Source organism: Psychrobacter sp. SHUES1 (assembly GCF_001652315.1).
Lineage (GTDB): Bacteria > Pseudomonadota > Gammaproteobacteria > Pseudomonadales > Moraxellaceae > Psychrobacter > Psychrobacter faecalis.
In genome coordinates, this window is the sequence record NZ_LXWA01000087.1 from 1 (window position 1) to 11,590 (window position 11,590).

The 11,590-nt window shown below is 39.6% G+C and carries 11 protein-coding genes and 1 pseudogene; 7 read left to right on the plus strand and 5 right to left on the minus strand.

Features of this window, described 5'->3' with window-relative positions; translation table 11 throughout:
- The 4 genes and pseudogenes from A7325_RS11455 to A7325_RS11470 form a co-directional block, all read left to right on the plus strand.
- Positions 1-396 (plus strand): IS1 family transposase (locus A7325_RS11455; protein ID WP_156508547.1); only part of this gene is annotated, 396 nt, incomplete at its 5' end.
- Positions 397-723: 327 nt separating this feature from the next.
- Positions 724-1,488, plus strand: a pseudogene (locus A7325_RS11460) (IS3 family transposase); the annotation flags it as partial.
- A 248-nt stretch (positions 1,489-1,736) separates the two neighbouring features.
- Positions 1,737-2,225, plus strand: a complete 489-nt coding sequence (locus A7325_RS11465) for an META domain-containing protein (RefSeq protein WP_068408276.1) — start codon at positions 1,737-1,739, stop codon at positions 2,223-2,225.
- A 26-nt stretch (positions 2,226-2,251) separates the two neighbouring features.
- Complete coding sequence (locus A7325_RS11470) at positions 2,252-2,731, plus strand: META domain-containing protein (RefSeq protein WP_068408278.1); 480 nt, start codon at positions 2,252-2,254, stop codon at positions 2,729-2,731.
- A 271-nt stretch (positions 2,732-3,002) separates the two neighbouring features.
- On the opposite strand, the gene A7325_RS11475 is transcribed toward A7325_RS11470, so the two are convergent.
- The 5 genes from A7325_RS11475 to A7325_RS11495 form a co-directional block, all read right to left on the minus strand.
- Positions 3,003-3,446, minus strand: a complete 444-nt coding sequence (locus A7325_RS11475; RefSeq protein ID WP_068408280.1) for an MgtC/SapB family protein — start codon at positions 3,444-3,446, stop codon at positions 3,003-3,005.
- A 56-nt stretch (positions 3,447-3,502) separates the two neighbouring features.
- Positions 3,503-4,426: a DUF808 domain-containing protein gene (locus A7325_RS11480; RefSeq protein WP_011512373.1), complete on the minus strand. Its 924-nt coding sequence runs from the start codon at positions 4,424-4,426 to the stop codon at positions 3,503-3,505.
- A gap of 59 nt (positions 4,427-4,485) precedes the next feature.
- Positions 4,486-5,010, minus strand: a complete 525-nt coding sequence (locus A7325_RS11485) for a TIGR00645 family protein (RefSeq protein WP_068408282.1) — start codon at positions 5,008-5,010, stop codon at positions 4,486-4,488.
- 163 nt (positions 5,011-5,173) lie between these two features.
- Positions 5,174-6,241, minus strand: a complete 1,068-nt coding sequence (locus A7325_RS11490; protein WP_068408284.1) for a DUF475 domain-containing protein — start codon at positions 6,239-6,241, stop codon at positions 5,174-5,176.
- 413 nt (positions 6,242-6,654) lie between these two features.
- Positions 6,655-8,427, minus strand: coding sequence for a potassium/proton antiporter (locus tag A7325_RS11495; protein ID WP_068408286.1), 1,773 nt, complete (start codon positions 8,425-8,427; stop codon positions 6,655-6,657).
- Between the two features lie 172 nt (positions 8,428-8,599).
- Here A7325_RS11495 and A7325_RS11500 point away from each other — a divergent pair, with 172 nt between their 5' ends.
- The 3 genes from A7325_RS11500 (at position 8,600) to A7325_RS11510 (ending at position 11,235) form a co-directional block, all read left to right on the plus strand.
- On the plus strand, positions 8,600-8,959 hold the full coding sequence (locus A7325_RS11500; protein ID WP_068408288.1) for a hypothetical protein: 360 nt from the start codon (positions 8,600-8,602) through the stop codon (positions 8,957-8,959).
- Between the two features lie 522 nt (positions 8,960-9,481).
- Positions 9,482-10,186 carry an AraC family transcriptional regulator gene (locus A7325_RS11505; RefSeq protein WP_068408290.1) on the plus strand — a complete coding sequence of 235 codons (705 nt, stop codon included), beginning with the start codon at positions 9,482-9,484 and terminating at the stop codon, positions 10,184-10,186.
- A 104-nt stretch (positions 10,187-10,290) separates the two neighbouring features.
- Positions 10,291-11,235, plus strand: a complete 945-nt coding sequence (locus tag A7325_RS11510) for a DMT family transporter (RefSeq protein ID WP_068408292.1) — start codon at positions 10,291-10,293, stop codon at positions 11,233-11,235.
- The last annotated feature ends 355 nt before the right edge of the window (positions 11,236-11,590 follow it).

Sequence of the window (11,590 nt, forward strand, 5' to 3'; positions counted from 1 at the left end):
TTAGAGGTTGATGAGTTCTGGACTTACGTGTATCGCAAAAAGCGTAAAGTTTGGCTTATTTATGCTTATGACCGCGCTACCAATGAGATTGTCGCTTATGTCTGGGGCAAACGTGACCTGAAAACAGCTAAGAAGCTAAGAGCCCGTCTTAAACAACTGAAAGTCAGCTATGGTTCTATTAGCATGGATAACTGGGATAGCTTTATAACCGCATTCAAGCCTGACAAGAAACAAATCGGCAAGCAGCATACGGTAGGCATAGAAGGTAATAACTGTCGCCTTAGGCACCGATTGCGACGAGCCGTTCGAAAGACCTGCTGCTTCTCAAAGAAGTTTGATAACCACTTTAAGGTGTTTGATTTGGTATTCTTCTATGTTAATTATGGCTATGTCTGATGCCAGCATACTTTTTAGAACACCACCCAATAATCTTTAATAAAATAATATAAATGACTTTCAATCAGAAAGTGCTTTTAACGATAGTAATATAGGATAGACCCTATAGTTGACACTGTATTTTTAAAAGAGTTTCGGCTTTTAGAAAGCATAAAATTTCTTAGATGTATCAATCTAATTCTAAAATAATTATTAATAATAAAAACTTGGGCTTGAACCGCCCCGTGATTTTCGGAGGCTCAACATTCTGAGAGAATACGACAATGAAAAGACAAACCTACACTCCTGAAATTAAAGAACGCGCCGTTCGTAAGCTGATCGAAGCAGCATGACGACTTTTACATCAGCAAGATTAAACGTATCTGGCAGGACAGCAAATGCCGTTACGGTGCGTGTAAAGTATGGCAGCAGATGAAAGCTGACGGGTTAAAGGTTGCTCGGTGTACCGTCGAGCGTTTAATGAGTCAGCACGGCCTACAAGATATCTAGCGCGGTAAGGGTAAAATAACAACTCACAGCTGTGATGATCAAAAGCGTGCTGATGACTTGGTTAATCGTAACTTTAGCGCTCATCGCCCTAACCAGCTCTGGGTGGCAGACTTTACTTATATCAAGACGATAATCGGCTGGGTGTATACCGCTTTTATTATTGATGTGTTTGCTCGCGCTATTGTGGACTGGAAAGTATCGAATCGGATGAATACCGATATGGTGATGGCGGCATTAAACCAAGCAATAGCAGATAGAAACAGTCCCAAAGATGTCATTCATCACAGTGATCGAGGGGTTCAGTACTTATCTATTCGCTATACCGATAAGATGACGGTCTCTGGTGTGATTGCTTCTGTTGGTACAACAGGCGATTTATACGACAATGCATTGGCTGAAACGGTCAATGGACTGTACAAGTCTGAGGTGATTCATTATTTAAAGCAGAACTGGACTGGTGTGAACGATGTTGAACTGGCAACCCTTGAGTGGGTGGATTGGTTCAACATGAAGCGTCTACATAGCACTATCGGTTATGTGTCACCCTTTGAGTTTGAAAAGCGGTATTATGATAATTTAACCCTGTCAGGCATCGCTGCCTGACTCAAGTAAATCAACCTCTGATATAGTCGCGGCGGTTCACCCAAACTCTAATTTTTTTGTGAACTATATATCGATACTGCTGCAACCTGGATGAAAAACACCTTTGAAGAAATCTCGTTAAACATCATGCATATGTAACGCCTTAGAAAAATAGTATTGAAATCGTTATCTCTACTTTTGTCGATCATTATCCTCTGCAATAATGCTGACGTCTAATGTATCAAATTCGTATATTAGAGGCGCCTTATATGAAGAACATGACTAAGATAATGATAGCGGGTGTTTTAGCAGTAGGCACGTTGGCTGCTGGTTGCCAAAATGCTCCTAGCACGACTACTCCAACTACTCAAACAGTAACATCAAATGCCCTACAAGCCTATAACTGGCAGTTGATTGATGCCAATCGTAGCGATGGTGACAAAGTTACTCAGTTATTCTTCAATCCAGCGAAACCTTTAATTTTAAACTTCATGACTGCTGACGGTGATAACCGCGTTGCTTTTATGAATACCTGTAACAATATGAGCGCTGGATACAGCATTGTGGATGGTAACGTCCAAATTCAAAATGGTATCAGCACCTTAATGGCATGTCCTGAGCCACAAGCTAGTTTTGATACTGCTACACTAGCAACAGTACAAGGTAAATATAGCTTAAGCGAAATTGGCAAAAATCTACCTGTTCTAACCATTACCAATGCTAATCAAGTTGCTCATTTCAAAGCTATTTCTAAATAACTACTACAGGCATTTATACGAAAAACATGACTAAAGTAATGATGGCAAGTGTTTTAGCGGTAGGTACGTTAACTGCTGGTTGCCAGACCACTCCTAGCGTGACAGCGCCAGTTGAACAGACAATCACACCAAATCTCTTACAATCCTATAATTGGCAGTTGGTTGATGCCAAAGGGACTAATAACGTTAAAGTTCCTCAGCTATTCTTTGATCTAAACAACCCACTAATTCTAGAATTTACGAATGAGAACGGTAATAATTTTGTTAGCCTATTGAATACTTGTAATAACATGGCTGCTGGTTATAAAGTTGTGAATGGCAACGTACAGGTAGGCAATATAAGAAGTACCAGAATGCCTTGCCCAGAACCACAAGCAAGTTTTGATAAAGCGGTCGTGGACACCGTAAAAGGTAAATACAGTATAAGCATAATTGCCAACAATTATCCTGTCTTTACCATTACTAATGCCTATCAAGTCGCTAGCTTTAAAGCTATTCCTAAGTAAGTCTGTCAAATAAGTTGGTAAATTGTAAACAAATAACGCCTCACTATTAATTAGTGGGACGTTATTTTGGTACCTCAAAACTACTATTTAGTCTACCAAACCTTATATAATTGTTATTTTTGAAATGTGTCCGGTTCCCTAGTGAGGACTTGAACCTTAGACTGTGAGATATTGCTATTAGTATTCTAAATCTATTTAGATAAAATCAGTGTACATAGCAGTGTAACTTATAAAATGTAAGGTTGAGTATACAAACCGAGACGAATAATAATTATTCAAGCTTATCTTTCACTTTGAAAGGTTCTGAGAATTGTAGAATTAAGAAATTAACGACTGACAATATGATCGCTATCTCATAACGTCCATAAGCGACAGAGATGCCAATAGCAGCAGTATTCCATAGACTCGCAGCTGTCGCAGTGCCTTTTACCGTATTATCACCTTTAAAAATCGCCCCACCACCGATGAAACCCATACCTGTAATAATTGCGTACATGATTCTCGCTTCGGGTTCTGCTGCACCTCCATGATAGATATCGACAGCCACTAGCATGAAAGCACAGGATGCAATACTGACTAATGGGAAAGTTCTGAGTCCTGCACCCTTATCTTTCATCTCACGATTAAGCGCAATCGGTAGGGAAAGCACGAAAGCAATCGCTAATTGAATTAGGTGATACACCATTAATTTTAAGTTTAAATCAAATTCAAACATGGTTTATTGCACTCTTTAAAAGAAGGTTAAATGAACAAGGGTGATCATCGTTATTTTTAATGCGTCGAAGATGACTTATTACTGCGTAATTTACCAATCATGGTGACAATAGCCACGACAATAACACCGACGGCTAAACCTACCAACGCATTTAAGAGCATGGTTGTCACACTTCCAAATATGCCAGTTAGGTGCGCTAAGTCTTCCACTTCATGATGCAAAAAACTGATCCCGTGCACTAAGATACCGCCGCCCACTAGAAACATAGCTAATGTCCCAGCAATCGATAGAAACTTCATCAGCTTTGGTGCCGCAGACAATAAAATCCCACCTATTTTCTGCTTTGCACCGTTCGTCTGTTTCATTAGGTAAAGACCTAAATCATCCATTTTAACGATACCCGCTACTAAGCCATAAACGCCTACTGTAATGCCAATGGCAATAATAGACAGCATCACGCTCTTCTCTAAAAGCGTCGCTCCAACTGCTGAGCCGAGTGCAATTACGATAATTTCAGCCGATAGAATAAAGTCGGTGCGCACCGCACCTTTGATTTTGTCCTTTTCAAAAGCAACCAAATCAATCGTCTCATCAGCATTGGCACGTAGACGGGCTATTTGTTCTTCATCGTGAGGTAAGATATGTGGCCAGAACTTATGAATGATTTTTTCAGCACCCTCATAAGCCAAATAGACACCTCCGCACATCAATAAAAACGTGACTAATGGCGGGTAGATGGCACTAATCAGCAACGCTAACGGCACTAATATAAGCTTGTTAACGAATGAGCCTTTGGCAACGGCCCAAACTACTGGCAGCTCACGGTCTGCTTTAACACCTGAAACTTGCTCTGCATTAAGGGCTAGATCATCGCCCAATACACCCGCCGTTTTTTTAACGGCAACCTTGGTCATAAGTGACACATCATCTAATATCACACTGATGTCATCAAGCAAGGTTAATAAACTGGCCCCTGCCATGTGTGCTCCTTTGCGTCTATTTATATAAATTAATTGATAGGTTTTTTATTAAAGTCTTTCTAATGTTTTTTGGTGTCACCGACAATCTTATCCATCAAAGCAAATAACAGGCCTGACAGTACAAACGTCATATGGATAATCACTTTCCACATCAATCTATCAGCATCACCTTCGCTCATCTCTTTAGGTATATCCATAAATGATTTAAGAAGATCAATCGCAGAAATGGCAACGATGGCACCAATCACTTTGAGTTTTAGCCCAGAGAAATTGATTTTCCCCATCCATTCAGGGCGGTCCTCATGATCTCCGGTATCAATTTTTGAGACAAAAATCTCATAACCACTAAATATGATGATGAGCAATAAACTTGCGACTAATGACATGTCGATAAGCGCCAACGTACCAACGATGACATCGGCTTCAGATGCACTGAACACATGGGTAATCATATGCCACAGCTCTTGAAAAAACTTAATAAATAATAAAATGATACCGAGCACCAATCCCAAATAGAAAGGGGCTAGCAGCCAACGACTATTAAATATGGTTTTTTCTAATCTTTGTTCAGCTTTCTTCAGCATTTGTGTCTCTTGTTGTTGGCAATATAAATGTTTGAATATGATGTCTATTATTAGGTAATAAAAAGCAATACATGTTAGAAAAAAGGTTATACCAATTATTTGGCATAACCTGTTATTAACGATATTCTAAAATAATAATTTTTTGCTTTACATTGTTTACACTCTAAGCAGTGAGTTTTGCCTGTTGCTTACGATGTTTCAGTGAAGCAAGCAGCGCCCAACCAATAAAGGCAATACCGATCAGCCCCGTAATAAGCTCTGGCACATGGAATTTCACCGACAATAGCATGATAATGGCTAAAGCGCCGATGGCATAATGCGCGCCGTGTTCAAGATAGACAAACTCATCAAGCGTGCCTTTATCGACTAAGAAAATAGTCATCGAACGCACGAACATCGCACCGATTGCCAGACCAAGCATAATCACGATAACGTCATTGGTAATCGCAAAGGCGCCAATCACGCCATCGAAACTGAATGAGGCATCGAGGACTTCTAGGTATAAGAAGCCGATAATACCGCCTTTCATAATCGCACTGGTCGCTGCTGCGCCCGAGCCATTTTCTTTGTTTTCTAAATCTTCTTCGAGGTCACCTTCAAGCATACCCGAGACCACTTGTACGCCAAGGTATACCAAGATACCCCAAACGCCAGCGATTAGGACCGCAGTGGATTGCTCAGGATCAGCAAATGATACGGCAATCATCAACACGATAAGCGCCACAAAGACGCTCATGGCATCTACTTTGCCAAGCTTTGCCAAACGGCTTTCAAGCCAGTTAAACCAGTGCACTTCTTTATCGTCAAAGATAAAGTTTAAGAACACCAATAATAAGAAAATACCACCAAAGGCTGAGATTTCAGCATGGTGTGCCATTAAACGGGCAGAGTATTCTTCTGGTTGATACAAAGCCAGTTTGATGACCTCTACCATAGCAAGCTCAGCAGTTACCGCGACAATGACAATAGGGAATACCAAGCGCATCCCAAATACAGCAATCAAAATACCAACGGTTAAAAATATCTTTTTCCAAAATTCATCCCAGCCTTTCAGAACTGAGGCATTAACCACCGCATTATCGAATGATAATGAGATTTCCATGACGGCCAAAATAGCGGTAATAGATAAGGTTGCGATCAAACCGCCCATCCCGCCATGTGAATATCCCCACCATGCCGCGATCGCTAATGCAATGGCGGTAAAGATAAAGTCTAAATAAAAATGTCTCATGACACATCCTGTCTGGTTGCGTAACGCTAAGTGTATCTACTAAAAGTATGAGGCATAAAAAAAGTGGCTATCGTAAGCCACTTTCCTATGTGTTTTTTAATAGAATATAAAGTATTTTTGAAAAATCTTCTATGTAGAATTGTCACTGTATCTTTTATGCTTTGGCGATTAAAAACACCTTATATTTTAATAATAATCCTAAGCATAAGATACTGATTAAATAGAATTATGCTACGTAGTTTAGCTTCTGTATTAGCCTTACTTAGAAAAATGCGAATTCCTCTCACAAATAAAATTTTGCTATTTTGGGTATACCCTAGCGAGACCAGTAAAACAGACTATAATTTGAGCTAATGAGTTACCTAGAATGGACAATGTTAGCAGGACTATTAATTGTCTAATAGTGATAGAAACTATGCCACCGCTGACCCCTCTAGTTGTTTTAGGCCAATCGTTCTCAGTCTTCCTTGGTCATCAACTTCTTTAATGACTAATAACCACTCCTTATTAATCACAACCGTATCGCCTGCTACGGGTGCCATCTTTAAGCTATCCTTAATATATTCAGCAACCGTTTGTTCCCACATATTTTTCGTGTTCAGGGTATCTTCTAGAGATTCGAATTTCATCCTATCGGTAAAGAAAGGCACATCTTTAAGTTTGACACTCGGCGATAGCATCCAATCGCCATAAAAATCATCGATGGCTCTACGGTCTAACGTAGTGTCATTAAAAACAGTCGCAATCTGATCGGCATAATCGCCACTCATGGCATACCATACGCTATCGCCAAATTTGAGCTTAGTCTTTTCATTAATTGCCAAGATTTGCTGACCACGCACCAAGGCAAAAACATGGATTCCTTCAGGGCTGATACGCGTAGATATATCCCTCGGATGACGACCAATTGCAAACGCACCTAACTTTACTTCAAATTCATACAACGTAATGCTTGCTCTATCTGACACCCACACTTCATGCTCTTCTTTTGGGCCCTTATTGTTAGGAATACGCACCTTAAACAGATTGGCCATAAAAGGAATGGTCGTCCCTTGTAACACCAACGATAAGACCACCACCCCAAAAGCGATATCAAACAGCATAAAGGCATTGTCCACCCCTGCAATCACTGGCAACATGGCAAGGGTAATGGGCACTGCACCACGTAAGCCGACCCAAGAGATAAAGCCGATCTCTCTATTTTTAAATTTAAACGGTAAAACACTGGTATAGACTGCAATAGGACGAGCCACTAAAATCATAAAGGCAGCAATGGCCACTGAATAAGGCCAAACTTCAAGAACGTTCGATGGCGTGACCAATAGGCCCAATACCACAAATAACACCGCTTGCGACAACCACGCAAAGCTGTCCATCACGCGCATGACATGCTCAGTTGAGCGTACCTTATGGTTGCCAATCATAATACCAGCGATAAAGACCGCGAGAAACCCACTACCGCCCAGTAAGTTAGTGGCAGAAAACACTGCTAAACCCGCCGACATTATTAAAATGGCATACATACCTTCTGCCAAATGTATCTTGGGTAATAATCGAGATAGGAAATAACCAAAGAACAAGCCCATTCCTAAACCAAAACTAAGCTGTTGTAATAGTAGGCCTAAGAAGCCTAGCGCTGTCTGTCCGGCAGGATCAACATTTAAAGCAATCAATCCAGTGACTAACAGAATCGCTAAAGGGTCGTTGGCGCCCGACTCTAATTCAAGCGTGGCTTGGACACGATCATTTAATTTAACACCGCCATTACGCAACAGTGAAAATACCGCTGCCGCATCGGTTGAACCTACGATTGCTGCCAGTAATAAGCCAAAGCGCCAATCGACATCCAGCAGCCATGTGACGAATACACCCAGTATCATGACTGTCGCAAGTACGCCCCAAGTAGCCAGTGTGATGGCTGGTTTTAAGCCAACTCGGAATGATTTAACAGAGGTGCGCAACCCGCCATCTAACAAAATACAGGCTAAGGCTGCTTGTCCGACAAAATTGGCTATCGCATATTGAGAAAATTCAATACCCAAGATACCTTCTTCACCAGCAAGCATCCCGACGACTAAAAACAATAGCAAAAGTGGAACACCCAAACGCGCCGATAACGTACTTGCCATGATACTGGCGAAAATTAATACTGCTCCTACGAGATACACGATATTTAAGGTATCCATGTTTCATTAAGCCCTATTTTATAATACTAAGCTGAACTAACCAGAACGGGAGTAACATTTACCCATTGCTTTCAACGGTTAACTATTGTTTTAACATGCTCCTTAAGAATAACTGAGCTATGCTTGTATGTTAGTAAATATCTTATTCTATTATTGCTAAACGAGTCATATTATGAAAAAAGAGACACTGACAGGACTATCTATTATTACATTTGCAGCATTTTATATTTGGATTCAAAATGGCAGTAACCCATTTGATAAAAAAAGAAATACTGAACTCGAACAAGCTCAAAAAACAACAAAGATTGCATTGCTAACGAAGTGCCAGAAAGCAGTACAGCCCATGCTTAAAGGCTTTAAGTCTATGGACATTAAACGAAAAAACACAGACTACAGACGATTAAATAATGGTAACTTTGAAGTCATAACACATTACTACGCTGAAGATAGTTTGGATGCGGCTCCGCTCATTATCGTCGACTGCTTATTCGATAAAGATGGCAGTTTATTAGAAACAGCGCAGGTTAAATAACTTCCAGTATAGCTATGGAGCTGTAGTAGATAAGACTTTAAGTAACACACCTTTTTCTCAAACTTTTAAGCTGCTCATGCTGCTGGCCATTTGCTCAGCCAGTTTTTTAATGTCAGATTGAGTAGTCAGTGCTTATTCTCCTGCTATTGGATTATAAGCAGTTACACAGTTTTTAGGAAAAGCTTCTCAATCTGGCATTAAGTTACTGATTCATTTCGGGTATACCCGAGTGGAAACAGCTATATCACCCTTTAAGCCCATTGATAGACCGTTTAAAATACACTAATGCAGTAAAACCACTTCAAGCGTACTATTATTACGCCTATAATCTATTGTAAGTATGCCTATGATAAACCGATTTCACTGGTTCGGTACCCTCGTGAGGACTTGAACCTTTAGCTGCAGGCTAATAATCTCAACGGTTTCATTTGCTAAGATAGTCGCAATGTACTTCATTGTGTACATACAGTGAGCTTTTGGAGCATTATTTTTATTTATATAAGCGCTGCTATAGAGAAAGAAATGATAAGCACTCTCTCAGTTAGATCCTATAGTCATCAAACCAAAGGGCATTCTCATAACTTTCATCAAATTGTTTTACCGCTTCGAGGCGTTATAAACATTGAGGTTGAAAATTATATTGGTAAAGTTACACCAAGAGAATGTGTTGTAGTCAAAGCATACGAAAAACATTATTTTAATGCTGAAGAAAATGCAAAGTTCATTGTTGTTGATACAGATTTTTTACCAGATCATATTCTTAATTCGGAAAAAATTGTCTTTTCAATCAGCTCAACCGTATTATTATTTTTAGAGTTTGCTGAAAGTCAGTTAAAGAACCAAATTCATGCTGAAATTGAAGCATTGATGTTTACTACTTTCTACAGACTGCTAGAAGAACAAAAATTATTCGTTCAGTATGACCATAGAATTAGAGAGGTAGTGGACTATATTAATAACAACCTTTCTCATAACTTATCGATAGAAGCTTTAGCAGATATTGCTTGTTTGAGTGCTACACAGTTTAAAAAGAACTTTAAGTCACAGACTGGTCAGACAGTAAATGAGTACATTACAGAGCTGAGAATGAAAAAAGCTCAAGCTTTATTACTACATACGGATTCCCCCATTTCTATCATTGCTGAATTAGTTGGTTACACTAATGTCAGTGCATTTAGTCGCCGTTTCTCAAAGTATTTCGGTATCCCACCTTCTAGAATTTTCTAAGTAAAACGCGTCTGATCAATCAATAAAACCGTCCAATCTGCAAAATCCAATATTAATAGCTCTCTATAATAGCATTATTCAATATAACCTTGAGAGTACCTATTATGTTTCAGGTGAAATCCAGTTTGAGCGCTGTTGTATTTGTGGTTATTGCTAGCATTCTTTGGGGTACAACAGGTACTGTATCCGCTTTTACGCCTGATGTCAGTCCTTTAGCAACTGGTGCGTTCGCAATGGGCGTAGGTGGTGTACTACTAGTAGTAAACGCCAGAGAACACATAATTAATGATAAGATAAAATTAATTTCTCAGCCTAAGGTCTTATTAATAGGAGCGATATGTGTTGCCCTTTATCCATTAGCTTTTTATTCTTCTATGCGTCTAGCTGGTGTAGCTATTGGAACGGTTATCTCAATTGCTAGCGCGCCATTTTTTACGGTAATAATGGAGCGTCTAATCAGCAATAAAAAGATTAGTAAAAAATGGGTAGTAAGTTTTCTATTTGGTGCCGTTGGTGTCAGCTTACTGACTATAGGAAAAACTAAAAATATTGACCTAGATATAGTGGCAAACAATCAAAAATGGGGAATATTACTAGGTTTGGTTGCAGGATTAACTTATGCCACGTACTCGTGGTCAGCACGGCAAATGATAGAGACAGGAGTAGACTCTAAATCTGCAATGGCAAGTATGTTTGGTCTCTCCGCAATCGTATTGTTACCTTCATTACTATTTACAGGCGATAACCTATTTTTAGATGGTAAACATATAACAGCTGCTTTATACATGGCAATTGCACCTATGTTTATAGGATACTTACTTTTTGGTCAAGCACTGAAAGTCATTGAGGCAAGCCAAGCTACGTTAATTACATTATTGGAGCCTATCGTAGCAACGATACTTGCGGTTATTGTTGTTGGAGAGATTTTTTCTCCTATTGGTTGGTTAGGTATGTTTCTAATGTTTATTTGTCTTTTACTACAAATAGCTCTGCACACGACAAAAAAACAAAAAAGTCTGTTAAAGCAAAGGCATAATAGTAATTTTTAAGACGAATCAGACCATGCCGAACTTTAACAGACTTAGTGAAACTTTAACCCAAAACCTGAGCATGAACAAGGCAAGAATCAATTGTTTGAGCCTAATGATAATAGCCCTGATTACTGCTCAAAGCAGTAATCTTAAAAAAAATAGCAAGACACCTTCCTAAGGGTGGCAAGACTGACAGTCACTATCGCAGACTACAGCGATTTTTTGCCGAAGCGAGGATAGACTACGATCAACTGGCTTTAATGATATATCGACTATTTGGGCTAGGCAAAGTCACCTTAACCATTGACCGCACCAACTGGAAATGGGGTAAAAGTAACCTCAACATCTTTATGCTAGGGGTGGTATATAAAGA

Excerpts from the sequence above, each read along its gene's own strand:
- A7325_RS11470 (WP_068408278.1), top strand. The coding sequence starts at position 2,252 with ATGACTAAAGTAATGATGGCAAGTGTTTTAGCGGTAGGTACGTTAACT.
- A7325_RS11475 (WP_068408280.1), bottom strand. The coding sequence starts at position 3,446 with ATGTTTGAATTTGATTTAAACTTAAAATTAATGGTGTATCACCTAATT.
- A7325_RS11495 (WP_068408286.1), bottom strand. The coding sequence starts at position 8,427 with ATGGATACCTTAAATATCGTGTATCTCGTAGGAGCAGTATTAATTTTC.
- A7325_RS11465 (WP_068408276.1), top strand. The coding sequence starts at position 1,737 with ATGAAGAACATGACTAAGATAATGATAGCGGGTGTTTTAGCAGTAGGC.
- A7325_RS11490 (WP_068408284.1), bottom strand. The coding sequence starts at position 6,241 with ATGAGACATTTTTATTTAGACTTTATCTTTACCGCCATTGCATTAGCG.
- A7325_RS11510 (WP_068408292.1), top strand. The coding sequence starts at position 10,291 with ATGTTTCAGGTGAAATCCAGTTTGAGCGCTGTTGTATTTGTGGTTATT.
- A7325_RS11500 (WP_068408288.1), top strand. The coding sequence starts at position 8,600 with ATGAAAAAAGAGACACTGACAGGACTATCTATTATTACATTTGCAGCA.
- A7325_RS11485 (WP_068408282.1), bottom strand. The coding sequence starts at position 5,010 with ATGCTGAAGAAAGCTGAACAAAGATTAGAAAAAACCATATTTAATAGT.
- A7325_RS11505 (WP_068408290.1), top strand. The coding sequence starts at position 9,482 with ATGATAAGCACTCTCTCAGTTAGATCCTATAGTCATCAAACCAAAGGG.
- A7325_RS11480 (WP_011512373.1), bottom strand. The coding sequence starts at position 4,426 with ATGGCAGGGGCCAGTTTATTAACCTTGCTTGATGACATCAGTGTGATA.